The organism is Thermostichus sp. MS-CIW-23 (genome assembly GCF_054059455.1).
In genome coordinates this window covers 104,345-129,838 of record NZ_JBSSCC010000004.1, presented here as the reverse complement: position 1 = coordinate 129,838, position 25,494 = coordinate 104,345, and the positions used below count along the sequence as shown (strand labels likewise).

Below are 25,494 nucleotides of genomic sequence, written 5' to 3'. Positions count from 1 at the left end.
TCTTCTGCCATTTGTTTTCATCTAAAAAAACCAACTTCATCCTCTTTCCTCTATAAACTATTCTCTCTATCCTAACATAAGATCAACACGACCTAGTCTAAATCCGAGTAGTCCTCATCAGTGGTGGCGACCACCTCAACCCAGGCTCTATCCCCCTCCACCGCCGTCAAGCTCCAGCGCAGAAGCCGAGCCGGCTGGCCCAGCTCCCGGTCAACTTGCTGACAGAGGGATTGCTCCAGTTGCGGGGCAGAGAGAGGCGAGCTCAACGGCAGAGATAGGTGCAACAAATGCAACTTCACAGGAGTCGAGAACTGATCTCGCCAAGGAAACAGACTTACTTTCGATAACTTCTAACACTAAGAATCCAACAATATAAACTAATGTAGTATTTTCAGATTAGGCTGAGACAGCCGGGCTACTGAGAAAAACCTTTTGGGCCCCTGCATTATTGCTCCGCAACGCTGACGCGACCAAGGTTTTAGTTGTGGGTATAGTGTCCTAGTTTGAATCGAAATGACTACAACACCTAGTGACATACTCCCGACCCCGACTGCTGGCAGTACGGAGCGGGCTTCTCGCTTCATCGGGGAGCCTACGCAAGAACCCTCCACGAGCAGACACGGAATGTCCTACCGCGTAGTTGCACCAGATTCCGGCAAAAGCCATTTTGTGCAACTACTCCTATCATACACCATGTGGGGGTATCTGTATCCCGGCAATGACCCTACGGGTACAGTGCGGGGCTTAGCTACCCCCACCCCCCCATAAGCTAACAAGTAGACCTGAACAGAAATCCGGCACGGTCAGGAGCCAAACTGCAGACGGTAAACCTCTTCCTCTTGATCGGTCTCCACCTCCAAATCGGAGGTAGCATAGGCTACACACAGCAGCACAAACCCTTGGGCCTGCAGTTCTGGGCCAATCCCCATTGCCTCTGTCTGAGTCACAGATCCCGACTTCAGCCGCCCCGCACAGGTGGTGCAAACCCCTGCCTGACAAGAGGAAGGCAGCTCTATCCCGTGCTCCAGAGCAGCTTGTAAAACCGTCTGATCCGCAGAGGCAGGGAAGCGGTAGGTTTGGCCGCGGTGATGAAGGGTTACTTGATAAGCCGTAGCAGACATCAGGAACGGGCTCCCGACGGAGTACGGGTCACCGTCAGAGACTGTGGCTGGCGCATTTTCTTCACCAGAGCCTGGATCTTTTTGGCTCCTTCCTTTTGCAGGTCGGCAATGTAGTGGCCTTTGAGCCGCTCCGCCTCAGCTTCATCGGAGAAGGGGCCGTAGTAGTAGGTGCAGTCCTCGGTGGTGATCTCGATCCAGACCGACAGGCCGCGCAGCTTATCCAACAGACTGACCAAAGGGTTGCTCACGGGATCCATCCCCCATTATCAAGTCTAGCAATCATTGGATGTCCTTTTGCAATCCCCTAGATTCTACTACTTTTATTGACGATTTGTTGAGGAATGTATCAACCTCAGGGCGTTTGAGGTGGTGGGGAGAGCGCTGCCGGTGGATTTCGTAGAGGGCAATGCCGGTGGCCACAGAAGCATTCAAGCTTTCAGTACGGCCTGCCAAGGGAATGGACAGCAGTTGGTCACAATGGCGCTGTGTGAGCAGGCTAATCCCTTCCCCCTCGGATCCCACTACCAAAGCAATGGGCCGCTGAAAATCGGCGCTATAGATGGGGTCAGCCCCTCGGCTGGTGGTGCCATAAACCCAAAACCCCTGCTCTTTGAGGTATTCCAAAGCCCGATTCAAATTCACCACCCGCGCCACCGGCAAGGTGGAGAGGGCTCCCGCCGCTACCTTCATCACCGTCGAGGTTACCCCTGCTGCCCGCCGCTGGGGGATCACCATCCCCTGCATGCCAAAAGCTTCTACACTACGGGCAATGGCTCCCAAGTTATGGGGATCCTGGATCCCGTCTAGGACTACCAGCACCGGATTGGGGCCGGCCTGCCGGCTTCTTTCCACCAAATCCTCCAGGGCCACGTACTGATAAGGCGTGGCTTGGGCAGCGATACCCTGGTGGTTGGCGCCAGCCGTGAGGGCGTTCAGCCGCTTTGGAGACACTTCGTCGATAACGGTGCCCCGCGCTTTGGCTTCTTCCAACAGAGACAAAAATTGGGGGCTGTAGCGCAACCTCGGCAGGATCCAAACCCGGTTGAGGGTGGCTTGACTTCTCAGGGCGGCCAGTACCGTCTGGCGACCGTAGATGATCTCTTGCTCCAGCTCGGTCTGCGGATCCCGGTCGGCCTGAAGCTGCACTTCTTCCGGCAGAACCCCTGTCCCACCCATGGGAAGGCCGGGATCTCGTTGGCCTGCCGGTTGAGGAGCCATCTTGCCTTGGGGCCACTGCCGTTGCGCGTCGCGACGGATGGGCTTCACTGGAGCCTCTCGGAGGGCAAGCTTGGGATCCCCGTCTCGGCGTTTGGGCCGCTGTACCCGCTTGCTGACGGATTGCCCTGCCCCTCGCCGCTGCGGTTTGCCCGAGCGAGACAGCCGTGAAGCAGGTTTGCGCTGAGAAGTCTTGGGCATGGGCGTGGAAGATGGAAAGACGGAAAGACTATCCTAACCTTCCCACTCGCCTAGGGTCTCAGCCAAAACATCAGTGAGGGCGAGGATATGGCGCAGCCGTTCGGGATTGGCCAGGTAGAGATAGCCCAGAACCGTTTCCAGGCCGCTGGCGTTTTGGTAGTCGGCCAGAGGCAGATGTCGGGGTGGGCGACCGCAGCCATTGCGACCCCAGCGGACAATTTCCTGCTCCTCGGGGCTGAGATGGGGCAACAGGGCCAACAGCAACTTGGCCTGAGCCGAGCCGCGCACCCGCCTCACCACCTGCTGATGATAGCGCTCCAGTCGATCCGGAGGAAATAGCCGTTGCCGCCGCACATGCAGTTCGTAAATGGCGTCTCCCAAGTAGGCCAAGGCTGCGGGCGATAGGCGGCGAATCTCGGCCAAGGAGGGCCTTTCGGAAGTGGGCTCGAACAGCAGATCGTTCACAGCAGCTCACGAAAGATAGGCAGAAAAATCTCTAGAACCGCTGTCATCGGCTCATTGCAGAATTCAGTCCATGCTAAGACAAGCTTCCTCTGGTCTGCCAGCCCGACCCACCCTCTTTGCTGCCTTGCAGGTGATTTGGATCACGAGGCCCAAAGAGAAAAGGTGCTATCGAGTAGACAGGGCAAAGCCGGTGAAGGGGCCGATGTTATGAGCCTTGAAAAGCAAGTTGGAGCCACTGCCAAGAATCTGGAGAGCAAAATCCAGGAAATTGTGGGTGAGCTGGCCAGCGATCAGCGTGAAAGGCTGGAAGGCAGGGCCGAGCAAGCGGAAGCAGCCGCCCACCCTGGAGTCGAAGATGCTCGAGAGGCAATCAAAGACGTTGTGGATGATGTGATGGAAGGCCAATAGCCTCAATTAAGACGCAGGAATCAGGAGATCCGCATTTAGCAAAAGCAGGTAGGCGACGATCGCCCCCCCCATGCCCCCTACCAAGAAGCCGGCAGCCAATTCGCTCCAAGATTGGGATCCCCCTACCGGCCCTATGTTGCGCTGCGAAGTGACAGTGCCGTAGAGAGAAAGGGCCGCCGTCAGGATCAGGATCAGGCCACAGGCTCCCAAAAAGCCGCTCAGCAGACCGATGGGCTCATTGCGCAGCGGCCCCAGCTTGGCAAAGGGGCCTACCAGCCAATAGCCGTGGGCCATGCCGATTTCCAAGCCCCGCCAAATGGAACTCAATCCCGGTCGGTTGATGGGCAGCCAGTCGATCAACAGCCGGACAACAGGTGCGTGGTTAATCGGTGTCCAGAGATCGCCAATTTGCGGATCTCCCTCAGGGACGGTGACGTATCCCTTATCCATATTCAACGGAGCAGGATTAGCATTGGGTTCGACCATTTCAGCAACTCTGTGTCCGGTTCAAAAGGGTATGAAAAGAAGCTCAAAAAAAGCAGGGATCCCGCCGGGCGTCGGTTGCGCTGGGGATCCCTGGCCTGCACTCAAAACGTCAAAATGTCGGGGAAGAAGCGATTGATCTCGATGAACAGGGCAAAAACGAAGCTGGCAAACAGGATAAACGCCACCGGGGCAGTGGTGAGAAACTTGGTGAAATCAGCCATAGATGCCTCTCAAAAGTTGAACAGATCGAGTTGGAAAGCCAGGCTCAGCGGGGCGAGATGGGCACAGCCGCTTCCGGCTCTTGAATTTCGCCGCTGGCAATCTCCTTGAAAGCAGCAGCAGGCCAAGCCAAAGCCGTGAGGAAACAGCGCAGCGCCAAGGGAACGTCGATGATGCTTTCTTTCATCTCCGGTTCGTCGCTATTCCGCACGGCAATCAGATAAGAGCGCCCTGCCCAGCCCAGCCAACCGGCGATGTAGAGAAAAAGCAAGCCGGGGATGAGAAACTCGCCCGCATGGTTCAACCGGCCATCCGTAACCAGGTGGGGTAGGCCCTCTTCACCGCAGAGCAGCTTGCTGTAGCGCTCAAAACGCTCGCTGGTTTGGGCCAGCTTTTGCTGGTAAATGGGAGCCATAGCAGGGCTGGCGTTGAGGATCTTCTCTTCGAGGCTGCTTAGGCGTTGATCCCTCAGGGTTTGAAAAGCGGGAACTTCGCTACAAGGTTTTAGACCAATTAAGGGCTCTGCCTGCACTGCCTGCGCGAGGCCAAGCGCCAGGCAAAGGGCCAACAGGAGACTCACAAGGGTTCGCATAGCAGGATGTGTCCTTGAGCTAGGGGTCTAGGATCTGTCCAAATGTGCAGGAATGCTAAGTGCGGAAACGGGCACTAAACGGTTAGTATCATACTCCCGAGTGTCTCGCTCCTAGGGATGGCGAGTTTTAGCTCACACAATTCTTAAGGATCCCAAGGCTGTCCCATCTCTTTTTCCCAGCTTGTTCTCCATGCCTCGCGTCCTTGCCATCGAAACCAGTTGTGACGAAACGGCCGTGGCTGTGGTGGCGGCGGATGCAGCCTGGCCGGGGTTTGCCCCGCGGCAGCTCAGCTCCGTGGTGGCCAGCCAAATCGACCTTCATGCTGCTTACGGGGGGGTGGTGCCGGAGGTGGCCTCACGGCAGCATGTGGAAACCTTGCCCTTTGTGCTGGAGAGGGCTCTGCAACAGGCCGGATTGGAGGTGGCCGAGGTAGATGCCATTGCCGTAACTTGTGCGCCGGGCCTGGTGGGATCCCTGCTGGTGGGGCTGATGGGGGCCAAGACCTTGGCTTTGCTCCACGACAAGCCCCTGATCGGGGTGCACCATCTGGAGGGCCATCTCTTTAGCGGCTTTTTGGCCGAGCCCGATCTGCGCCCCCCCTGCCTCTGCCTTTTGGTGTCGGGGGGCCACACCAGCTTGATCTGGATGAAGGACTACGGGCAGTACCAGACGGTGGGTCGCACCCGCGACGATGCTGCCGGCGAAGCGTTTGACAAAGTGGCGCGGCTGCTGGGGCTGGGCTATCCGGGGGGACCGCAGATTGACCGCTGGGCTCAGCAGGGGGATCCGCAGCGCTTTCCCCTGCCCGAGGGCAAAGTGGAGCATCCCTACGACACAAGCTTCAGCGGCCTAAAAACGGCGGTGTTGCGCCTAGTCCAGCAGTTGCAGCAGCAAGGCCAGGAGTTGCCCATTGCCGACATTGCCGCCAGCTTCCAGGCCTGTCTGACCCATGTGCTCACCGAAAAAGCGGTGGCCTGTGCCGAGGCGCTGGGCCTCTCGACACTGCTGCTGACCGGAGGGGTGGCTGCCAATCGGGAGCTGAGGGCTCGCCTCACAGAAGCAGCCCGGCAAAGGGGGTTGCGGGTGGTGATCCCGCCTCTAGCCCTCTGCACCGACAATGCCGCCATGATTGGGGCAGCTGGGCTCTGCCACTGGCTGCGGGGGGAGGTCTCGCCGCTGGAGCTGGGGGTAGCCTCGCGCATGCCCCTAGAAGGGATCCCTTCCCTCTACCTGGGTGGGGGCGGAGCTCATACAGAAGAACAGACGGGATCCGCCGCCCTCTGACGTTGCCTCACCTCAAGGTAGATGAGCAGCGCGTTGATGTCGGCGGGGTTGACACCGCCGATGCGGGCCGCCTGGCCCACGGTTAGCGGGCGCACCGCCGAGAGCTTATCCCGCGACTCTTTGGAGAGGGTGGGGATGGAGTGGTAGTCCAGATCGGGGGGCAGAGGGCGGTGGTACTGCTTGCTCACCTGCTCAATTTGGCTCTGCTGCCGCTGGATGTAGCCGCTGTATTTGACGGCAATCTCTGCCGCCTCCTGCTCAAAGGGATCCAGCTCCGCATCCCCCAGCCCCAGTTCCAGGAGATCGGAGTAGTGAATCTGGTTGCGGCGCAAGATCTCGGCCAGGGTGGCGGATCCCTTGATCCCCTGCCCCGTCAGTTGGCTTAGTTGGATGCCGGCCAGGTCGTGGGCCTTCACCCGCTGCGTTTCCAGGCGCTCGATTTCTGCGGCAATGCGCGCTTGCTTGGCTTGGAACAGGGCCCAGCGCCGGTCATCGATCAAGCCCCATTCTCGCCCCAGGGGGGTGAGCCGTTGGTCGGCATTGTCGGAGCGCAGGATGAGGCGGTATTCGGAGCGGCTGGTGAGCATGCGGTAGGGCTCCCGCAGTTCTTTGGTGCAGAGATCGTCGATGAGGGTGCCGATGTAGCTGGACTCCCGCGGCAGGGTGACCAGGGGCTTGCCTTGAACCAGGCGGGCGGCGTTGATCCCGGCTATGAGCCCCTGAGCTGCCGCCTCTTCGTAGCCGGTGGTGCCGTTGATCTGGCCGGCGCAAAACAACCCCTGCACCTTTTTGGTCATCAGAGTGGGGTAGAGCTGGGTGGCCGGCAGATAGTCGTATTCCACCGCATAGGCAGGCCGCAGCATGACGCACCGCTCCAGGCCAGGCAAGGAGCGCAACATCTGGATCTGGATTTTCTCAGGCATCCCCGTGGAGAACCCCTGGATGTAGAGCTCCGGCAGATCCCGCCCTTCCGGCTCAATAAAAATCTGATGGCTTTCCTTGTCGGCAAAGCGGACAATCTTGTCTTCGATGCTGGGGCAGTAGCGGGGCCCTTTGGCCTCCACCCAGCCGCCATAGACAGGGGTTTCGTGGAGATTTTCCCGGATGATGCGGTGGGTCTCTGGGGTGGTGCGGGTCAAGTAGCAATCCATCTGCTCCCTTGGCACCCACACCTCGGGGTCGAAGCTAAACCAGCGCACATCGGGATCCCCCGGTTGCCGCTCCATGACCGAAAAATCCACGCTGCGCCGATCCACGCGGGCAGGGGTGCCGGTTTTCAGCCGGCCCGTTTCAAAGCCCAGTTGGCGCAGGGTGTCGGTCAGCCCTTCCACGGCAAATTCCCCTGCCCGTCCGGCAGCTTGCCAGTGGCGACCAATCCAGATGCGCCCCCCCAAAAACGTACCGGTGGTCAGGATCACCGCCCGACAGCCGAAGATGGTGCCGAAATGGGTGACCACGCCCACCACCTCGTCGTTGCGCCCCAACACCAAATCGGTGACAGTGCCCTCGCGAATCGTCAGGTTAGGCTGGTTTTCCACCACCGAGCGCATCACCCGCGCATATTCCCTTTTGTCGGTTTGCGCCCGCAGCGCCCACACCGCCGGCCCCCGCGAACGGTTGAGCACCCGCTTTTGCAAATAGGTGCGGTCGGTGATTTTGCCCATCTCGCCGCCGAGAGCATCGATTTCGTGCACCAGCTGCGATTTGGCCGGGCCGCCGACGGCAGGGTTACAGGGTTGCCAGGCGATCTTGTCCAGATTCAATGTCAGCATGAGGGTGTTACAGCCCAGCCGCGCTGCTGCCAACGCTGCCTCGCAGCCGGAGTGCCCCCCGCCGACCACCACCACATCGTAGTGATCGAGAAAATCAATGCTGTCCCGTCCAACTCTGAGCATAGGGTGGCAATTCCAAAATGAATAGCCGGGATCCCCGGTCTTTTAATTTTCAGGTTATTTCAGCTCGCTTATCCAGCTTAGCGATGGCGGCAACGGATAGGGTTATTTGCGACCGGCCTGAGGCAGGCAGAGCAGTAGGGAAAGTTTTCTGTTGCCCTGGGAAATAAAGTTGGGTAGAGGCTCAGTTCCCAGCCTAAGTCACCTGATTGAAGAGTTGAAGAGACCTCAGGGCGCTGGGATCAGCTCCCCCAAGGCTGCCGATAGCAGGGGATCCCAGAGGAAAGGGCAGAGTCGCCCAAGGGATGTTGCGGCTCATACAAACACCAGACAGCCCGCCTGAGAGAGCCAAGCACCGATTCCATTATCCTCAACCGGATCTAATCCAGACTATTTTAGTCGGGTTTAGTTGACGCGGCAGATTGCGGGTGATAAGATTCCCCCCAACGATAGGTAAGTTCAATCCAGCGCCCACCCTTTCCTTCACCTTGAGGCTGCCCATGTCCCAAACTCTTTCCGAACGCCCGCTCAGCCCTGCCGATTCCCCGTTGGCCTCTGCCTTGCACAGCTCCAAGGTGGGCTTCAGCCGTTTGCGCTGTCGGGAGTGTGGCGCCGAGTATGAGCCGGTCGCCAAGCATGTTTGTGAGCTGTGTTTCGGCCCCCTGGAAGTGGTTTATGACTACGACTGGCTGAGGCACAGCGTCAGCCGGCAGAGCATCCAAGCTGGGCCGCTGTCTATCTGGCGCTATCGGCCTTTTCTGCCAGTAACTTCTGAAAAGCCCATCGATGTGGGCACCGGCATGACCCCGCTGGTTAAGGCGGAGCGGCTGGGTCGGCGGCTGGGGTTAAAAAATCTTTACATCAAGAACGATGCCGTCAACATGCCCACCCTTAGCTTCAAGGATCGGGTGGTGTCGGTGGCGCTGACCCGCGCCAAGGAGCTGGGTTTTACCACCGTTTCCTGCGCCAGCACGGGCAATCTGGCCAACTCCACCGCTGCTATTGCCGCCCACGCCGGCTTGGACTGCACCATCTTCATCCCGGCGGACTTAGAAGCGGGCAAAGTGCTGGGATCCCTGATTTACAACCCCACCGTCATGGCGGTGGAGGGCAACTACGACCAGGTGAACCGCCTCTGCGCCGAGGTGGCGGATCGCTACGGCTGGGGCTTTGTCAACATCAACCTGCGCCCCTACTACTCAGAAGGCTCCAAAACCCTGGCCTATGAGGTGGCGGAGCAATTGGGTTGGCAACTGCCGGATCAGGTGGTGATCCCATTGGCCTCGGGATCCCTGTACACCAAGGTTTATAAAGGCTTCCAGGAGTTTGTGAAGGTGGGGCTGGTGGCGGATAAGCCGGTCGCCTTCCACGGCGCACAGGCGCAGGGATGTTCGCCCATTGCCCAAGCCTTCCGCGAGGGACGGGATTTTGTCACTCCGGTTAAGCCCAATACCATCGCCAAGTCCATCGCCATCGGCAACCCTGCCGACGGGATCTACGCCCTGGACATTGCCCGCAGAACCGGTGGGCAGATCGCAACGGCCACGGATCCCGAGATCATCGCCGGCATTAAGCTCCTGGCCGAGACCGAAGGCATCTTCACCGAGACTGCCGGCGGCACCACCATTGCCGTGCTCAAACACCTGGCAGAATCCGGTCAAATCGATCCGGAGGCGGTTACAGTAGCCTACATTACTGGCAACGGTCTGAAGACCCAGGAGGCGGTTCAAGCCCACGTAGGCCATCCGCTGGTGATCTCGCCCAGGCTGGAGAGCTTTGAACAGGCTTTGGAGCGGGCCCGCACCCTGGAGCGGCTGGACTGGCAGGAGGCATCAGTATGAACTCGGTTTGCAGGGAAGACCCTCTCCATTGCCTCTTAACAGAATCTTAATGAAGAACTGTTAAGATCCCTGGCGTAGACCTATTGGCTCAGGAGCTTTGCACAATGCCTATCTTTCCTTCTGTTCAACGCCTTGTTCGCCGTTGGATCCCGTTGGCGGCTGTAGTGGCCCCGCTTGTCTTTGCTCCTGCGGCCCAGCCTCAAGGGCTAAACACCATTGCCGTTGAGCTGGAAACTTTGCCCAGCAGCTACTCGACGCTGGCGGCAGCTTTGCGGGCGACGGGCCTGAATACGGCGTTGGCAGGGCCGGGGCCGTTCACGGTCTTTGCCCCTTCCGATGTGGCCTTTGGGCAACTGCCGCCGGGTACGGTGGAGACGCTGTTGCAGCCGGCCAGCCGGGCTCAGCTCACCCGCATTCTCACGTATCATGTGGTGCCGGGGCGGATTACCTCGTTTGACCTGCGGCCCGGCCAATCGACCACTCTGACCACCTTGGCAGGGCTGCCGCTGCAGGTGCAGGTGGGATCCGATGGCAGCATCCGGGTCAACGGGGCTAACGTGAACCTGGCGGATATTCCAGTTTCCAACGGCGTGATTCACGGCATTGATGGGGTGCTGCTACCCTAGTTTTTTGATGTTGGTTAATGGACGAGGCATTGGGCTATGGCAGTCAAGGTGCTGATTCCCAACACGCTGCGGGCGCTCACCCAGGATCAGGGGGTGGTGAATTGCGAGGGATCCACCATCCGCGAATTGTTGGATGCTTTGGAACAACGCTGTCCGGGGATTAAGGCGCGGCTGTGCGATGAGAAGGGGGAATTGCGCCGCTTCGTCAACTTTTATGTGAACAGCGAAGACATTCGCTTCCTCAAGGGATGTGACACCCCTCTGCAAGATGGGGATGAGGTGAGCATCGTCCCTGCCGTTGCTGGGGGCTGAGGGCTGCCAAGCCTGCCGTGGACGCTGTGGAGTGGTTGAGCCAGCCGGCCCCGCTGGTGGCACCTGCCTTGCTGGGCATGGTTCTGGTGCGGCAATTTGCCGATGGGCTGCAGGTGCGGGCCCAGATCGTAGAGACGGAGGCCTACACGGCTGGGGATCCGGCCTGCCATGCCTACCGCCGCAAGACCCAACGCAACCAGGTCATGTTTGGCCCGCCAGGGCATCTCTACATCTATCGCATCTACGGCCTCTACCACTGTCTAAATATCGTTACCGAGCCAGAAGGGATCCCGGCGGCGGTTCTGATCCGGGCAGCTCAGTTGGATCGCCTGCCAGACTGGATCCCGGCCAACAAACAGAATCAGCCAGCACGGGCGGCGGCGGGGCCGGGCCTGCTCTGTCAAGCACTGCGCATCGACGGATCCCACAACGGTTGGCGGCTGGGGCAGGTGGATGTCGACCAAGAAGGCTTTTGGCTAGAGGGATCCCCCTCTTGGCAAACGCAGTTGTCCATCGTCCAAACCACCCGCATCGGCATCACCCAAGGAGCCGAGATCCCCTGGCGCTGGTACATTGGTGGACATCCGGCGGTGTCGCGCTATTAGTGGGGGCAGGCGGACAATGCTCGCAGAAGGCAGTGGCTAAAGGACTCCGTCCCGCTTACGCGAACGGCAGGGGCTGCCTGGGCTGGTCAGCGGGGTTGTGCTGCTCTTGCTGGGGTTGCCCACGTTGGCCCAGCCTGTTCCAACTTTTCCAGGACTGATACATTTACGCTGAACACTGCTGAACATCACTGTTCAACTATGCAGCGATAGCATTCTGTTTGTTTCCATTCGCGTTAGCGGGACGGAGTCCAAACAGAATGGCGGTATCCCGCAAAGCTTTGAGTAGAATACCCAAAGCGCAGTTTCCGTGTCGTCTTACTACCAATTTTCTGCTTTGCTTTGGCTACCATGTTGGCAGACTCGAAAGTAAACAGAAAGATCAACTGGTAGTAATCCGTACTGAACATATTATACATTATTTTCAGTATAGTTGAGCTTATTATTGACTAGAGTCATGCTCTTGACGATGCAAGCCCAGACCCACTTCACCTATCGCACCGGGTTTCAGCGCTGGCGGGCGGGAGAAGCTCAGGGGTTTCAGGACTGGTCAACCCAAGGGATCTGCCTGAACGCCCGAGGGCAATTGGTCTTGGATCCAGAGGGTTTGCGGCAAGAAGTCAGCCTTGAAGAGCCTGAGGTGGCGCTAAGGACTCCGTCCCGCTTACGCGATAATGCTCCGCACCGCTTACGCGAACGGGGGCGCCCTTTCTATCCCCTTGGCCCCTACTGGGTGGGAGAAGCCACCAGCCCAGCAGTCCCCACCAGCTTCCCTATGGTCGGGGCAATCGCTTCCTGGAATGCCACCACGCCCCCCGGCACCTGGTTGGAACTGTGGATTCGGGCCAAGCTTTCAGACCGCTGGACAAAGTGGTATCACGGCGGGGTATGGGCTGCGGATCCCTTGACTCTGGCCAGCCACTCAGTGCAAGGACAAGGGGATGAGGATGGCAACCTGTACACGGACTTGCTGGTGCTCAAGGATACCCTCAACGGAGCAGAAGCCTTCCAGGTCAGGGTGCGCCTGTTCACGCAAGAGCCAGGCCGTTCTGCCGTTGTGGATCAGGTGGCAGTTGCCATTTCCAACGAGCCGGTCAGGCCCAGCCGCCTATCCCCTGGGGATCCCAGCCGCTGGGGCAAAATCTTGGATCTGCCTTGGTGCTCCCAGATGGTGTACCCCGATGGGGGAGAGGTCTGGTGTAGCCCCACCTCTTTGGCGATGGTGATGGCCTACTGGAAGCGGGATCCCCGCCCCTGTGAGGTGTTGGTGCGCGCAGCAGTGGCCGGTGTGTATGACCGGGTTTACCAGGGCCATGGCAACTGGGCTTTCAACGTCGCCCATGCTGCCGAGCAAGGTTTGTCCGGCGTGGTGGCGCGGCTGGAGAGCTTGGCTCAAGCAGAAGCCTGGATCGCGGCAGGGGTTCCGGTGATCCTCAGCTATGCTTGGGGTGAGGGAGAACTGGAAGGGGCGCCAATTCCCAGAAGCAACGGCCATCTGGCGGTGCTGGTGGGGTTTGCTCGCGGCAGCGGTGCGGAGCAGTTTAGCCATGGGGATCCCATCCTCCACGATCCGGCAGCCAAAACCAACGAAGAGGTTCGCCGTACCTACCGCCGCGAACAGCTAGAGTCGTTGTGGCTGGAGCACTCCGGGGGTACCGTCTACTTGATTCATCCGCGAGAGTGGCCTGTCCCCACTCTATAGCCGAACCGGGCGAACGCGGGCAGCATCGACTTACAGCGCTACCGCTATGGCCTGGATGATTTCCTGGCCGCTGAAACTGCTATCTGGTCTTTCGGTGGGGATTTGAGTAAGGATAGATGGAGTGAGGAGTGCGACTCACCTGCGGGTGAGGATGGTTGGTCATGAATAGGAATGCGGTTCAGGGGCCAAGGCATTGGTCGAGGTGGCTCCTGCGGCAGAGAGGGTGCTGGGCAATTCTCGCCGGTTTGTACGCTGATGAAGGTAAGCGTGGGGGTTTGGGTTTCCGCCATTTCCCAGTTTGTGGGAGGGGATGAGCTGCATCATGCCACGACGGGCTTCCCTGACACCGCTACCTTGGCCTGCGCTGAGTGCCTTGGTGCTGGCTCTCTCGGGCTGTGGCGAGCTTTCTTCTTCTAGTCTGTCTCCCAGCGTTGTTCCCCCTGCGGCCCTACAGCCGGTTTTAACTCCAACTCCTCTCCCTCCCTCCCCGCTTTCTCTGACTTTCGAGCAAGCCCGCCAGTCCGGCTTGTCGGTGCCCAGCAACCGCATCGTTCTGCTGCTCCAGGAACAGGGATCCGATCTGGTGGCCCAGCTACCGGCCTCAGAGGTGGATCGCTGGCTGGCCCGCACTCCCACCTGGCCGGGGGTGGAAGGGATCGACCTGAGCATTACCCTGGGCACCTATCGCCAAACCGCCACTGCCCCTCTGCGCCCGGGGCAACCGGCCACTTTCACCTTCACCAACCCCCCCGCCGGAGAAGCGGAGCTCAGCGCCATCGCCTATCGGGGATCCACCACTCTGGCGCAAGGGAAGGGATCCCTGACCCTTTCTGCCCGCTCTGGGAGTTCTGGCAGTGTCAATCGTCCTCCCCAAGACACAGAGCGTCAGCGTCGCCTTTCGATGTTGGTGCTCTCTGAGGTGGGGGTACCGCTGCTGCACACCAGCTCGGCAGCGCCCACCCTTGGCCAGCCGTTGCTGCTCTCAGGGGAAAATTTGGAGCGGGTGGAAACAGTTCTCTTTGCTGCAGCAGCCAATCCCGAGCGCATCCTGAAGGGGGAAATTCGCTCCCGCAGCGGTGACCGCCTGGTGGTGATGCCGCCTTCTTCTCTTTCCGGCTCAGTTTGGGTTGCTGTTGCGGATGCTTCCGGGCAAGGGTTGGGCACTCTGGTCTACGATTGGCCTGCCGCTACTCCTTCCCCCAGCCCCTCTCCCACCCCCACTGCTCCGGCAGCATCGGCCTGGGTGGTGGAAACTTTGCTGGATGGCCGCACCTCGCCCGCGGCAGATCCTGTCGGCAACGCCCCTGATAACACCGGCACCGAGTCCAGGATCTACCTGCAGCAAATCAGCGGCATTGCTGTGGATCCTGAAGGAGCCTTCTATTTAGCCGATAGAGCCCAGCACCGCATCTTCCGGCTGTCTCCAGAGGGGGAATTGGAAGTTTGGGCCGGCACAGGCCAAGCAGGCCGCCGCGACGGAGCAGCCAATCAAGCTCAGTTTGACTCCCCACAGGGGCTGCTCTGGGATCCCAAGGGGGGATTGTGGGTGGCCGACAGCGGCAACCATTGCCTGCGCTATATCAACCTGCAACGACAGGTGAGCACCTTTGCCGGCACTTGTATAGCCGGATACCGAGATGGGGGGCTTGACCGAGCTCAGTTCCGGGAGCCATCTGGGCTGGCTTTGGGTTCAGATGGCAGCCTCTACGTTGCCGACCGCGCCAATCGCCGCATCCGCCGCATCACCCCTGCAGGTGAAGTGACCACGGTTGCCGGCACCGGCCAGCCGGGATCCGTCGATGGCCCAGCAGAACAGGCCCAGCTCCTGCAGCCCACGGCTCTGGCGGTGGATAAGGAGGGGAACCTCTGGATTGCCGATGGACATCGCCTGCGCCGGCTCTCTGCTGGCGGACGAGTGACCACCCTCTCCGGGGCAGAGCCAGGCTATCGGGATGGCCCCCTGGCAGAGGCCCGTTTTCAAACCCTGGGGGGGCTGGCCTTCGATGCGGCAGGCAACCTCTGGGTGGCCGACCGAGATAACCATCGCATTCGTCGTCTTCAGCCTGGGGGACAAGTTTCCACCTTGGCCGGACAGAATCAGCGCGGTTGGCAGGATGGCCCCACCTCGGCAGCCCGGTTTGAGCAGCCTGCCGGCTTGGTAGTCTTAGCGGATGGCAGTGTGGTGGTGGTGGATGCCGGCTTGCCGGGCTTGCGTCGCATAAGCCGCGTTGCCTCTGGGCCTGTCACCCCAACCCCTGGGGGATCTCTGTAGGCTCTTGACAGGCCGCCGTCTCTCAGGTTTCACAGGGATCCCCATCTACTCAATCACCACACTCTTCGGGCCGGCGTTCACCTCTGGGCGACCCTGATTGAAGTTGGCCAGGAAGGTGTCTGGATCTTTGAGGCTGAAGACCAGCTTTTTGCAGGGCACTTGCAGCCCCACCGGCCCCAGCAACGGAATAAAAAGAGGCTTTTCCTGCACCAGTGGAATGGCAATTACCCCTTGGGTGCTGGTGACCGGGCCAACGATCCCCTGAAAATCGGTGCGCACGCCCAGTCCGTAGTACCAAGGCCAGGGGAAGCGCTCCCCTTGTCCCAACTCGCTCAGGGAGAACGTCTCGTTGAACAGGCTGCCCGCCCGCACAATGAGCTTGTCTTGCAGCAGATCGACATAGGCCGACTCGCTACTCACCCCAAACAGAGCCAGCGGCAAACTTGCCAGGGGATTGGAGTCGATGGCCATGTAATAACGCATGAGAAGTCTCCGAGTTCACAGATGGGTGACCAGGTGAGCCGCGGCCCCTAGCCTTGCCAATTATAAAAAATCTTCCCCGTTGCTCGACTGACCAAAAGGGATCCCATCTGCCCATTAGCTAACCGAGTATGATGGGTTGCTTGGAGCGTCCTTTGAGGACTCCGTCCCGCTAACGCGAACAGCAAGCCACTGGCCAGCGAGGAAAACAGGATGGATCTGCGAGCCCTCATTCGCTTGGTGCCCGATTTTCCCAGACCCGGCATCCTCTTTCGGGATATGACCCCCCTGCTGCAGGATCCGGCAGGCTTCCGGGCGGCTATTGAACAGTTGGCCGCCGGCACCACCGGCATGGGATCCCTAGATTATGTGGTCGGCATCGAGTCGCGGGGGTTCATTTTAGGGGCTGCTTTGGCACAACACCTGGGCTTGGGCTTTGTCCCGGTTCGCAAGCCAGGCAAACTGCCGCCGCCGGTGCTCAGCCAGACTTACAGCCTGGAATACGGCCAAGACCAGCTCCAACTGCACGCCCACGCCCTGCGCCCCGGAGAGCGGGTGTTGATCGTGGATGATGTCATTGCCACCGGGGGTACAGCCGCTGCCACCGCCCAATTGGTGGCCCAGAGCGGCGCTGAGGTGGGGGGATTTGCCTTCTTAATCGAGCTGGCCTTTTTGTCCGGCTGCAAGGCTCTTCCCCCTGGGATCCCTGCCCATGTGGTGATGGTAGAGGAAGGCAACTGAGTTCCTCAAGTAAGGTGCACCGACTGTTGGACGAGGATCCCTGGTGTTTTGGGCAAAGGTTGGCTCAAGCGGCTGATCTGAGCCTGCGCCTGCAGTTGTTCGTCAATCCAGTCCGCCAGTTCCCGCATGTAGAGCGCCACATGGATCGCCTGGTCGCGCTGTGCTGGCTCCACACCTTTTTCTGCCAGGCGGGCCAGGATGACGGGATCGCTCAGCTCCTCCAGGGCGGCAAAGTCTTCCGGTTGGTCGAACCCCAGCTCTGCCATTTTCTCGAACACATACCCCAGCCGCAGGCCGGTGGCCTCGCACTGCCCTCCAGTTGCCAGGGATCCCTCAAGGCCAGGGCAACAGTTCGGTAGGCGGTTTGGGCGATGGAGCGCCAGGTGCCGCGGTGGATGCGCAGGCTGAGTTGCTGCCGATCCCATCCCAGGGCTTCTCGCACCAGCAGGCCGCAATTGCAGCGGGTGCTGTCCCGCCAGCAGTACTCCCAGTCCCAGAAGCCCCAGTGTTGGGATTGGATACGATCCGCGGTGCGGCGCAGGAGAGCTGCCAACTCAGGTGTGGGGCGCATGAGGCAACACAGAGCTAAACAAAAAACAACAAAACAAAAAACAACAAATATAGAGCGCCTCCAGTCTAGGCAGGCGAGCGATGGAGAACAAGCCCAGCTCAATCTTCTTTACATTCCTGGTCGCAACAGCATTGCGGAGCAACATATTCCTGTTCGGGCCTGTCCTCCGAGGGCAAAGCTCGTTGCCGTTGCCAAGCCCCCCAAGCCACCCCTGCCAACACCAGCGAGGCCCCGCCCAGGTAGGTGCCCCCTGCTGGCAAGCCCGCCAAGGCCAAGGCCAGGGATCCCCCCCAGAGGGTCATGGCGTAGATGAGCAGCACTGAATGCCGCTGGGATAGGCCGGCTTTGAGCAAGCGGTGGTGCAGGTGGCCTTTGTCGGGATGGAAAGGCGACTTCCCCCTGGCCAGCCGCTTGAGGATTACGGTGGACATATCCAGGATCGGCACCGCCAAGATAAAGAAAGGCAGAGCCACTGCCAGCGTGGTCACCCCCTTGGCCACCCCGATCACCCCAATCCCAGCCAGGGTAAAGCCCAAAAAATAGGCCCCTCCATCCCCCATGAAGATCTGCGCCGGGTTGAAGTTGTAGCGCAAAAACCCCAGGCAAGCCCCCGCCAAGGCCGCCGCCAGCATGGCCGCCGCCGGTCGATCCAGCAGCAGGGTTACGATCAGCATCACCACTGCCGCAATTCCCGACACCCCTGCCGCCAGCCCATCCAGCCCGTCCATGAAGTTGATGGCGTTGGCCATCCCCACCAGCCAGAACAGGGTAATCAGCAGGCTCAACCACACCGGAAAGGGCCAGATCCCTCTCCCGGGCAGACTGATGAACTCAATGCGCACCCCTACTCCCCAAGCGGCAGCAGCCACGCCGAATTGCATCAACAAGCGGGAAAAAGGCGACAGGTGAAACAGGTCGTCCGCCAGGCCAATCAAAAAAAACAAAACCCCACCGATCGTCACCCCCCAAATCTCGTACTCCTGCTCGGTGCGCAAGCCCCCAAAAGCTCCGGCTCCCCAGAGCAACAGCAGGGCCACCAAGTTGCCAAAAAAGATGGAAACCCCCCCCAGGCGCACCATCGGTTGCTGGTGGATCTTGCGCTCGTCGGGAAAGTCCAACTGGCCACTGCGGATCCCGACCGCCTTCACCACCGGGGTTGCCCACAGAACCACACAGGCAGCAGCCAGAAAGGCAACCAAGTAGGGCATAGCAAGCCGTGGCGAGGATTGCGGTTATCCCAAGTGGGGGTAGAGGGGGAAACGACGACAGAGCTGAGCCACCCGCTGGCGACACTCTTCCAATACAGCAGGCTCCTCAGGCTGAAACAGACAATCGGCGATGATCTCCCCAATTTCCTCAAATTCTACTGGCCCCAAGCCGCGGGTGGTCAAGGCTGGGGATCCCAGACGCAGGCCGCTAGCTACAAAGGGCGGCTGTGGGTCGAAGGGAATGGTGTTCTTATTGGCGGTGATGTGGATCTCCCCCATCAGCCGATCCGCCCGTTTGCCCGTCATTACCGGATCCGCCGCCCCAGTTTTTTCCAGCACCGCCGAAACCGAGCGCAGATCCAGCAACATCAGGTGATTGTCGGTGCCCCCGGAAACCAGTCGAATGCCTCGCCGTTGCAGGGATCCCGCCAGGGCTTGGGCATTGGCGATAACTTGGGCCGAGTACTGGGCAAAGCTGGGCTGCAGGGCTTCTCCAAAGGCCACCGCCTTGCCAGCAATAACATGCTCCAGCGGCCCCCCCTGGCTGCCGGGGAACACTGCCTTATCCAGCTTTTTGCCCAATTCTGGGTCGCGGGTGAGAATGAGTCCCCCGCGCGGCCCTCGCAGCGTCTTGTGGGTAGTGGTGGTCACCACATCGCAGAGGGGCACGGGGTTGGGGTGATGTCCAGTGGCCACCAAGCCGGCAATGTGGGCAATGTCGGCCAGAAGATAGGCCCCCACCTCGTCGGCAATGGCGCGGAAAGCGGCAAAGTCAATTGTCCGCGGGTAGGCAGAGTAGCCGCAGATGATCAGCTTAGGCCGATGCTGCAAAGCCAGATCCCGCACTTGATCGAAATCGATCCGCTCCGTTTGGGGATCCACCCCGTAATGCACCACCTGGAACCATTTGCCGGAGACATTCACCGGCGAGCCGTGGGTGAGGTGGCCGCCATGAGACAAATCCATGCCCATGATCGTGTCCCCCGGCTGCAGCAGGGCCAGGAAAACAGCGAAATTGGCCTGCGCCCCCGAGTGGGGCTGCACATTGGCGTGGGCTGCCCCGAACAATTGCTTAGCCCGGTCAATGGCCAGCTGTTCAATCTCGTCAATAAACTCGCAGCCGCCGTAGTAGCGCTTGCCCGGCAGCCCTTCTGCATACTTGTTGGTGAGCACCGAGCCCTGGGCTGCCAAGACGGCAGGAGAGGTGAAGTTCTCGCTGGCAATCATCTCCAGGTGATCCCGCTGCCGGTTGAGCTCTTCCTGGATCAGGCGGTAAACAACGGGATCCGTTTCCGCCAGGATGGCCAAGCTATCCCGTGAGGTGGTCAGACTTTGTGGAGCAGCTACCATGATGACGCCAAGACTGAACTTCGCAGGAGGAATGGGCAAGAACTGCTTCGCCGTCGCGACGGCGTTGCGGAGCAACATCGTAGCATGACCCGCAAACCAGCAGCGCAGGCCCCGGCCTTTCTGCCTGGGGTAAAACCCCAAAACTGAGAAAGAATCCCTTGCTTTAGGGGTGGGGAGAATGTCAATCGATCCAAGCAGAGGATCTGGGAGCCACGGTCAAGCGGGATGGGCAAGGGCTGCTTTGTAAAGAATGTTGAGCTTTTCTTCTCGGTGTCAAGGCTACCCCTCAAGCTACGGTAGAGTGAGGGGGCTGACTTTTGTGCAATTCCACTGTTAGGGAGTTGGTTATGACGGACGCACAAGTTTTCACCATCCTGGCGATTGCCTTGGTGCCGGCAGTGATGGCTCTGCTTTTGGGATCCGCCCTGGCCCGCAGCTAAAGCTCCTGCATCTCCCAAAAAGTGCCTCTGGATCCCTTCGGCCTGCCCCGTCACGACAGTGTTGCGGAGTAATAAGGCAGGCTTTTTTCTTTATCAAGGAATGGAAAGTGTGGCTTGCGCTGCTGCACTCCTTCGGTTGTCCTGCCGTTGTTGGCTAAAGTTGGATTGATAAGGAGCACTCCCGGCAGCCAAGCAACTTGAGCCAGGTGGATCTACAGCGGCTTCAGCGCGCCCTTTCCCTAGAAGCAGAGGTGGGGTTTACCGACCTGCGGGGGCGAGAGCAGACCTTCTCCCAATTTTTGGGGAGCGTGTTCGGACAGGATCCCCCCTCTGACTGGGTGCTGAATGGAGATGACCGGCGGCGATGGAAAGAACTGGGATCCCGCTATACCCTGTATTCCGAGCTGGAGCTGCCCGAACGCCAGCACCTGGTGGCCGAAACCCGCCGCTGGCTGGAGCGAGTCCGACGTCAGCAAGAGCTGTCCCGACCGAGTTCCCACCAACCTGGCTCGTTTGCAGCCTCGTTGCCACAGCGCTCTGGTTTCCCTGCCGTAGGCGTAGCAACAACCCCCCCAGAGGCAGGGCGGAGCACGATTTCCCCATCTCTCCCCGCCGGCCTCAGCCTGGAGCAGCCGCTGCAGTTTCTCAAAGGCATTGGTCCCAAGTCAGCGGAGAAACTGGCACAACTGGGCCTACACAGCGTGCGGGATGCCCTCTACTACTTCCCCCGCGACTACCTGGACTATTCCCGGCGGGTGCTCATCCGCCAAGCCAAGGTGGGGGAGACCGTTACCCTTGTAGGGACGGTGAAAAGTTGCAGTTGCTTTACCAGCCCTAAGAATCCCTCGCTGACCATCTTCAACCTAAAGATTGCCGACAAAAGTGGTGTAATTACCCTCAGCCGCTTCTACAGCGGGCGGCAGTTTGCCCAGCGCAGTTGGCAAGCTTCCCTGGAGCGGCAATACCCCAAGGGGGCCCTGGTGGCTGCCAGCGGCCTGGTCAAAAAGGGCCGGTTGGGCCTAACGCTGGATAACCCGCAACTGGAGGTGCTGGGGGGAGAGGGCGAGGAGCTGGACAGGCTGGGCAAGATCTTGCCAGTTTACCCTCTCTCAGAAGGGATCCCCGCCGATCTGGTGCGCAAGGCGGTGCAACTGGCTTTGCCGGCGGCGGCCTTGGTGGAGGATCCCTTGCCGGCGGATCTCAAGCGGCAGTTGCAGCTTTTGGACTTGCCTGTTGCCCTGCAGCAGATCCACTTTCCTGAGACCCGAGAGCTGCTGGCCCAGGCCCGGCGGCGGCTGGTGTTCGATGAGTTTTTCTACCTACAACTAAGCCTATTGCAGCGGCGACACCGCTATCGTGCCCAAGCTCAGGCCATACCTCGTTACCAGCCGGCTCGAGGGGAGCTATTGGATCGCTTCTATCAAATCCTGCCCTTTCAGCTTACCGCTGCCCAGCAGCGGGCCATCGACGAGATCCTAGCGGATCTGCGGGATCCCTTGCCCATGAACCGCCTCTTGCAGGGAGATGTGGGATCCGGCAAAACCGTGGTGGCGGTGGCAGCTGTGCTGGCAGCCATTCAATCCGGTTGGCAGGCGGCCCTCATGGCTCCCACCGAGGTTTTGGCCGAGCAACACTACCGCAAGTTGGTGGAATGGCTAAGCCAGCTACAGGTGCCCGTTGAACTGTTGACCGGCTCCACGCCCCCTGCTAAGCGCCGGGAGATCCTGCGGCAGTTGCAGACCGGGGAATTGCCCTTGGTGGTGGGCACGCATGCTTTAATCCAGCCGGCAGTGCAGTTTCGCAACCTGGGCTTGGTGGTCATCGACGAGCAGCACCGCTTTGGCGTGGAGCAGCGGGCCGCTCTGCAACAGAAAGGGGATCACCCCGATGTTCTCACCATGACCGCTACCCCCATCCCCCGCACCCTCACCCTGGCCCTGCATGGGGATCTGGATGTTACCCAAATTGACGAGCTGCCGCCGGGGCGCAAGCCCGTGCACACCCTGGTGGCCCGGCCAGGGGATCGCCTGCAGGTGATGCGGCTTATCGAGCGGGAAATTGCCCAAGGGCGGCAGGCCTACGTGGTGCTGCCGTTGATTGAAGAGTCGGAGAAGCTGGATCTCAAATCTGCCATCGAGGAACACCAGCGTCTGCAGGAAAAGGTCTTCCCCCAATTTCGGGTGGGCCTGCTGCACGGGCGCTTGACCAGTAGCGAGAAGGAAGCTGTCATTGCGGCCTTTCGCCGGCAGGAGCTGGATATTCTGGTCTCTACCACGGTGGTGGAGGTGGGGGTAGATGTGCCCAATGCCTCGGTGATGCTGGTGGAGCATGCGGAGCGCTTTGGGCTCTCCCAACTGCACCAACTGCGGGGGCGGGTAGGGCGGGGATCTGACCAGGCCTACTGCATCCTGATGACAGGATCCAAAAGCGAGGAGGCCCTGCGGCGGCTGAAGGTGCTGGAGCAATCCCACGACGGGTTTTTCATTGCCGAGATGGATCTGCGCTTCCGCGGCCCAGGGGAGGTGATGGGCACCCGCCAGTCGGGGCTACCCGATTTTGCCCTGGCCAGTCTCATGGAGGATCAAGAGGTGCTGCAGCTGGCCCGCCAGGCGGCAGAGCAGCTTATTGTCCAAGACCCCGACCTGAAGCGCTGGCCCCCCTTAAGCCGCATACTGGAAGAGCGTCAGGCCTGTCTCTTGGGCCCTGGGTTGTTGACCTAAGCTAGGGGCAATTGGAGCATGACTCTAGTCAATAATAAGCTCAACTATACTGAAAATAATGTATAATATGTTCAGTACGGATTACTACCAGTTGATCTTTCTGTTTACTTTCGAGTCTGCCAACATGGTAGCCAAAGCAAAGCAGAAAATTGGTAGTAAGACGACACGGAAACTGCGCTTTGGGTATTCTACTCAAAGCTTTGCGGGATACCGCCATTCTGTTTGGAAACAAACAGAATGCTATCGCTGCATAGTTGAACAGTGATGTTCAGCAGTGTTCAGCGTAAATGTATCAGCACTATGCCCTATACTTTCGAAGACTTAAAAGCCCACGGCCTTTCCCCGGCGGAATATCAACAGATCCAGCAGCAGCTGGGCCGGGATCCCAACCCCAACGAGCTGGCCATGTTTGGGGTGATGTGGTCAGAGCACTGCTGCTACAAAAACTCCCGCCCTCTGCTGAAAAACTTTCCCACCACGGGCGAGCGGGTGGTGGTGGGGCCGGGGGAAAATGCCGGGGTGGTGGATTTGGGGGAGGGGGATTGGCTGGCTTTTAAGATCGAGTCCCACAACCATCCTTCAGCGGTGGAGCCCTTTCAGGGGGCGGCCACAGGTGTGGGAGGGATCCTGCGGGATATCTTTACCCTGGGCGCCCGTCCCATTGCCCTCCTCAACTCGCTGCGCTTTGGGCCGCTGACCGATCCCCGCAACCGCCGCTTGATGGCCAGGGTGGTGGAGGGCATTGCCCACTACGGCAACTGTGTTGGGGTGCCCACCGTAGGCGGCGAGGTGGCCGTGGATCCCTGCTACACGGGCAATCCTCTGGTGAACGTGATGGCCTTGGGGCTGCTGGAGACCCCTACGGTTGTCAAATCTGCAGCCCAAGGGGTGGGAAATCCCGTTTTGTATGTAGGCTCCACTACAGGGCGGGATGGGATCCGCGGGGCCAGCTTTGCCAGCGCCGTTCGCGTCAGCGGGACGGAGTCCTCACTTGGGGAGCACTCCCAACGGGATCTGCCGGCGGTGCAGGTGGGGGATCCCTTCCTGGGCAAGTGCCTCATCGAGGCCTGTCTGGAGGCCTTTGCCACAGGAGCTGTGGTGGCTGCCCAGGATATGGGGGCAGCCGGGATCACCTGCTCCACCGCGGAGATGGCCGCCAAGGGAGGGGTGGGGATCCGCTTTGACCTCGACCGAGTGCCGGCGCGGGAAAGCGGCATGGCTGCCTGGGAATACCTGCTCTCGGAATCCCAGGAGCGGATGCTGCTGGTGGTGCAAAAAGGCCGCGAGGCGGAGGTGATGGAGATCTTCCACCGCTGGGGTTTGCAAGCTAGTGTGGCCGGGGAAGTCATTGCCGAGCCGCTGGTGGAGATCTGGCACCAGGGATCCTGCGTGGTGCAGGTGCCGGTGCGGGCTTTGGCCGAAGACACCCCCGTCTATGTCCGTCCGGTGTTGCCAGAGCCGCCAGCCTACGTGCAGGCAGCGTGGCAATGGGATCCCGCCACTCTACCCCCTTGTGATTGCCAGGGGATCCACCTCGCTCAGGCAACGCTGGCATGGAAAGAGGTGCTGCTGCAGCTTTTGGCCAGCCCCACCCTGGCCAGCAAAGCCTGGATCTATCGCCAATACGACCACCAGGTGCAAAACAACACCGTCCTTTGGCCGGGCCAGGGAGATGCGGCGGTTATCCGCATCCGTTCCCAAAAGTTTGGCGTGGGCGAGGTGCCGCCCCTGCGAGCTTCCCGCAAGGCCATCGCTGCCACCCTGGATGGCAATGGCCGCTGGGTGTATTTGGATCCCTACGAGGGGGCCAAGGCAGCCGTGGCGGAAGCTGCCCGCAACCTCACCTGTGTGGGGGCCGATCCCCTAGCTGTTACCGATAACCTTAACTTTGGCAATCCCGAAAACCCGGTGGTGTACTGGCAGCTGGCCCTGGCCTGTCGGGGGATTGGAGATGCCTGCCGTGCCCTCGGTACGCCGGTAACGGGGGGAAACGTTTCTCTCTACAACGAGACCCTCACCCCCCAGGGATCGCAGGCTATCTACCCTACCCCTGTCATTGGCATGGTGGGTCTTATTCCCGACTTGAAATGCATCTGTGGCCAGGGGTGGCAGCAAGAAGGGGATCTCATTTACCTCCTGGGATCCCAGGCCCTCACCAGCTTGGGGGGCAGCGAGTATTTGGCGGTCATCCACCAGCAAGTTACGGGCCGGCCCGCGCCAGTGGATCTGGAATTGGAAAAGCGGGTGCAAGCTGCCTGTCGCCATGGAATCCGCCAGGGCTGGGTGCGCTCTGCCCACGACTGCAGCGAGGGGGGATTGGCTGTGGCTTTGGCAGAAGCCTGCTTGAGCGGAGGCCGCGGCGCAACCCTCTCCCTGGCTCCTGGATCCTTGCGCTGGGATCAGGCCCTGTTTGGCGAGGGATCCAGCCGCATCCTGGTTTCTGTGGATCCGGCCCAGCGCTCTGCTTGGGAAGCCTACTTAGAAGCGCAGCTTGCCGGCCAGTGGCAGCTTTTGGGAGAGGTGGGATCCCCTGCGGATCCCCTGCTCTTAAGGACGGCAGAAGAGGATCCCTTACTGGTGGTGTCTTTGGCGGCAATGCAGGCCGCCTACCACGGTGCCTTTTCGGACTAGCTGAGCCTTGGTTGGGAAACCGTTTTCTGCGCCCAGCTCCCTTCTCCCTTGGGGAGGGGGGCCAGAGGTTGGAGAGGACAACATCCTTAGGGGGATTTTTCCTGATACATTTAC

The 25,494-nt window shown here is 60.1% G+C and carries 25 protein-coding genes; 12 read left to right on the top strand and 13 right to left on the bottom strand.

Annotated features, from left to right (window positions below; genetic code table 11):
• Positions 1-92: 92 nt before the first annotated feature.
• The 5 genes from ACVW0B_RS02940 to ACVW0B_RS02920 form a co-directional block, all read right to left on the bottom strand.
• Entirely contained in the window at positions 93-299 is a 207-nt protein-coding gene (locus ACVW0B_RS02940) for a hypothetical protein (protein WP_011434372.1), read from the bottom strand.
• Between the two features lie 504 nt (positions 300-803).
• A complete protein-coding gene (locus tag ACVW0B_RS02935; protein WP_011434371.1) occupies positions 804-1,121 on the bottom strand; it encodes a 2Fe-2S iron-sulfur cluster-binding protein in 318 nt (105 codons plus the stop codon).
• On the bottom strand, positions 1,121-1,378 hold the full coding sequence (locus ACVW0B_RS02930) for a DUF1816 domain-containing protein (protein WP_011434370.1): 258 nt from the start codon (positions 1,376-1,378) through the stop codon (positions 1,121-1,123). The genes ACVW0B_RS02935 and ACVW0B_RS02930 overlap by 1 nt, the downstream gene beginning before the upstream one ends.
• Before the next feature lie 22 nt (positions 1,379-1,400).
• Complete coding sequence (gene rlmB, locus ACVW0B_RS02925) at positions 1,401-2,537, bottom strand: 23S rRNA (guanosine(2251)-2'-O)-methyltransferase RlmB (RefSeq protein WP_457490904.1); 1,137 nt, start codon at positions 2,535-2,537, stop codon at positions 1,401-1,403.
• A 33-nt stretch (positions 2,538-2,570) separates the two neighbouring features.
• Positions 2,571-3,002, bottom strand: a complete 432-nt coding sequence (locus ACVW0B_RS02920) for a ribonuclease III domain-containing protein (protein ID WP_457490903.1) — start codon at positions 3,000-3,002, stop codon at positions 2,571-2,573.
• Between the two features lie 207 nt (positions 3,003-3,209).
• Between ACVW0B_RS02920 and ACVW0B_RS02915 the strand changes: the two genes are divergently transcribed.
• Positions 3,210-3,410: a CsbD family protein gene (locus ACVW0B_RS02915; RefSeq protein ID WP_414357606.1), complete on the top strand. Its 201-nt coding sequence runs from the start codon at positions 3,210-3,212 to the stop codon at positions 3,408-3,410.
• Between the two features lie 6 nt (positions 3,411-3,416).
• Here the strand turns inward: ACVW0B_RS02915 and ACVW0B_RS02910 are convergent, their stop codons facing one another.
• The 3 genes from ACVW0B_RS02910 to ACVW0B_RS02900 all read right to left on the bottom strand — a co-directional run bounded on the left by ACVW0B_RS02910 (position 3,417) and on the right by ACVW0B_RS02900 (position 4,707).
• Positions 3,417-3,896 carry a photosystem I reaction center protein subunit XI gene (locus ACVW0B_RS02910; RefSeq protein ID WP_457490902.1) on the bottom strand — a complete coding sequence of 160 codons (480 nt, stop codon included), beginning with the start codon at positions 3,894-3,896 and terminating at the stop codon, positions 3,417-3,419.
• A 101-nt stretch (positions 3,897-3,997) separates the two neighbouring features.
• The gene (locus ACVW0B_RS02905) at positions 3,998-4,117 is read right to left on the bottom strand and encodes a Photosystem I reaction center subunit IX (RefSeq protein ID WP_457490340.1); all 120 of its coding nucleotides are present in this window, start codon (positions 4,115-4,117) and stop codon (positions 3,998-4,000) included.
• 44 nt (positions 4,118-4,161) lie between these two features.
• A complete protein-coding gene (locus tag ACVW0B_RS02900) occupies positions 4,162-4,707 on the bottom strand; it encodes a Photosystem I reaction center subunit III (RefSeq protein WP_457490901.1) in 546 nt (181 codons plus the stop codon).
• A gap of 190 nt (positions 4,708-4,897) precedes the next feature.
• On the opposite strand from ACVW0B_RS02900, the gene tsaD reads away from it, so the two are divergent.
• On the top strand, positions 4,898-5,992 hold the full coding sequence (gene tsaD / locus ACVW0B_RS02895; RefSeq protein WP_457490900.1) for a tRNA (adenosine(37)-N6)-threonylcarbamoyltransferase complex transferase subunit TsaD: 1,095 nt from the start codon (positions 4,898-4,900) through the stop codon (positions 5,990-5,992).
• Here the strand turns inward: tsaD and mnmG are convergent.
• Positions 5,956-7,887 (bottom strand): tRNA uridine-5-carboxymethylaminomethyl(34) synthesis enzyme MnmG, encoded by a 1,932-nt coding sequence (gene mnmG, locus ACVW0B_RS02890; protein WP_457490899.1) that lies wholly within the window; start codon positions 7,885-7,887, stop codon positions 5,956-5,958. The genes tsaD and mnmG overlap by 37 nt on opposite strands.
• A 497-nt stretch (positions 7,888-8,384) precedes the next feature.
• Between mnmG and thrC the strand changes: the two genes are divergently transcribed.
• From thrC to ACVW0B_RS02860, 6 genes are all read left to right on the top strand, one after another.
• Positions 8,385-9,725, top strand: coding sequence for a threonine synthase (gene thrC / locus ACVW0B_RS02885; protein ID WP_457490898.1), 1,341 nt, complete (start codon positions 8,385-8,387; stop codon positions 9,723-9,725).
• A gap of 104 nt (positions 9,726-9,829) precedes the next feature.
• On the top strand, positions 9,830-10,351 hold the full coding sequence (locus tag ACVW0B_RS02880; protein ID WP_011434359.1) for a fasciclin domain-containing protein: 522 nt from the start codon (positions 9,830-9,832) through the stop codon (positions 10,349-10,351).
• Between the two features lie 36 nt (positions 10,352-10,387).
• Positions 10,388-10,663 carry a ubiquitin-like small modifier protein 1 gene (locus ACVW0B_RS02875; RefSeq protein WP_011434358.1) on the top strand — a complete coding sequence of 92 codons (276 nt, stop codon included), beginning with the start codon at positions 10,388-10,390 and terminating at the stop codon, positions 10,661-10,663.
• A 26-nt stretch (positions 10,664-10,689) separates the two neighbouring features.
• A complete protein-coding gene (locus ACVW0B_RS02870; protein WP_457490910.1) occupies positions 10,690-11,268 on the top strand; it encodes a DNA-3-methyladenine glycosylase in 579 nt (192 codons plus the stop codon).
• 454 nt (positions 11,269-11,722) lie between these two features.
• A complete protein-coding gene (locus ACVW0B_RS02865; protein ID WP_457490897.1) occupies positions 11,723-12,967 on the top strand; it encodes a peptidase C39 family protein in 1,245 nt (414 codons plus the stop codon).
• A 322-nt stretch (positions 12,968-13,289) separates the two neighbouring features.
• Positions 13,290-15,239, top strand: a complete 1,950-nt coding sequence (locus ACVW0B_RS02860; protein WP_457490896.1) for an NHL repeat-containing protein — start codon at positions 13,290-13,292, stop codon at positions 15,237-15,239.
• Between the two features lie 45 nt (positions 15,240-15,284).
• Here the strand turns inward: ACVW0B_RS02860 and ACVW0B_RS02855 are convergent, their stop codons facing one another.
• Positions 15,285-15,722 carry a hypothetical protein gene (locus ACVW0B_RS02855; RefSeq protein WP_414416296.1) on the bottom strand — a complete coding sequence of 146 codons (438 nt, stop codon included), beginning with the start codon at positions 15,720-15,722 and terminating at the stop codon, positions 15,285-15,287.
• A gap of 210 nt (positions 15,723-15,932) precedes the next feature.
• Here ACVW0B_RS02855 and ACVW0B_RS02850 point away from each other — a divergent pair, with 210 nt between their 5' ends.
• Complete coding sequence (locus ACVW0B_RS02850) at positions 15,933-16,460, top strand: adenine phosphoribosyltransferase (RefSeq protein ID WP_011434353.1); 528 nt, start codon at positions 15,933-15,935, stop codon at positions 16,458-16,460.
• A 5-nt stretch (positions 16,461-16,465) separates the two neighbouring features.
• Here ACVW0B_RS02850 and ACVW0B_RS02845 read toward each other — a convergent pair whose 3' ends face one another.
• From ACVW0B_RS02845 to glyA, 3 genes are all read right to left on the bottom strand, one after another.
• The gene (locus tag ACVW0B_RS02845; RefSeq protein WP_457490895.1) at positions 16,466-16,885 is read right to left on the bottom strand and encodes a hypothetical protein; all 420 of its coding nucleotides are present in this window, start codon (positions 16,883-16,885) and stop codon (positions 16,466-16,468) included.
• A gap of 244 nt (positions 16,886-17,129) precedes the next feature.
• Positions 17,130-18,239: a glycosyltransferase family 4 protein gene (locus ACVW0B_RS02840; RefSeq protein ID WP_414406452.1), complete on the bottom strand. Its 1,110-nt coding sequence runs from the start codon at positions 18,237-18,239 to the stop codon at positions 17,130-17,132.
• A gap of 24 nt (positions 18,240-18,263) precedes the next feature.
• On the bottom strand, positions 18,264-19,589 hold the full coding sequence (gene glyA / locus ACVW0B_RS02835) for a serine hydroxymethyltransferase (protein ID WP_457490909.1): 1,326 nt from the start codon (positions 19,587-19,589) through the stop codon (positions 18,264-18,266).
• Positions 19,590-19,936: 347 nt separating this feature from the next.
• Here glyA and psaM point away from each other — a divergent pair, with 347 nt between their 5' ends.
• The 3 genes from psaM to purL all read left to right on the top strand — a co-directional run bounded on the left by psaM (position 19,937) and on the right by purL (position 25,380).
• Positions 19,937-20,029 carry a photosystem I reaction center subunit XII gene (psaM, locus tag ACVW0B_RS02830; protein WP_011434349.1) on the top strand — a complete coding sequence of 31 codons (93 nt, stop codon included), beginning with the start codon at positions 19,937-19,939 and terminating at the stop codon, positions 20,027-20,029.
• 206 nt (positions 20,030-20,235) lie between these two features.
• Entirely contained in the window at positions 20,236-22,749 is a 2,514-nt protein-coding gene (gene recG, locus ACVW0B_RS02825; protein WP_457490908.1) for an ATP-dependent DNA helicase RecG, read from the top strand.
• 300 nt (positions 22,750-23,049) lie between these two features.
• Positions 23,050-25,380, top strand: a complete 2,331-nt coding sequence (purL, locus tag ACVW0B_RS02820; protein WP_457490894.1) for a phosphoribosylformylglycinamidine synthase subunit PurL — start codon at positions 23,050-23,052, stop codon at positions 25,378-25,380.
• Positions 25,381-25,494: the final 114 nt, after the last annotated feature.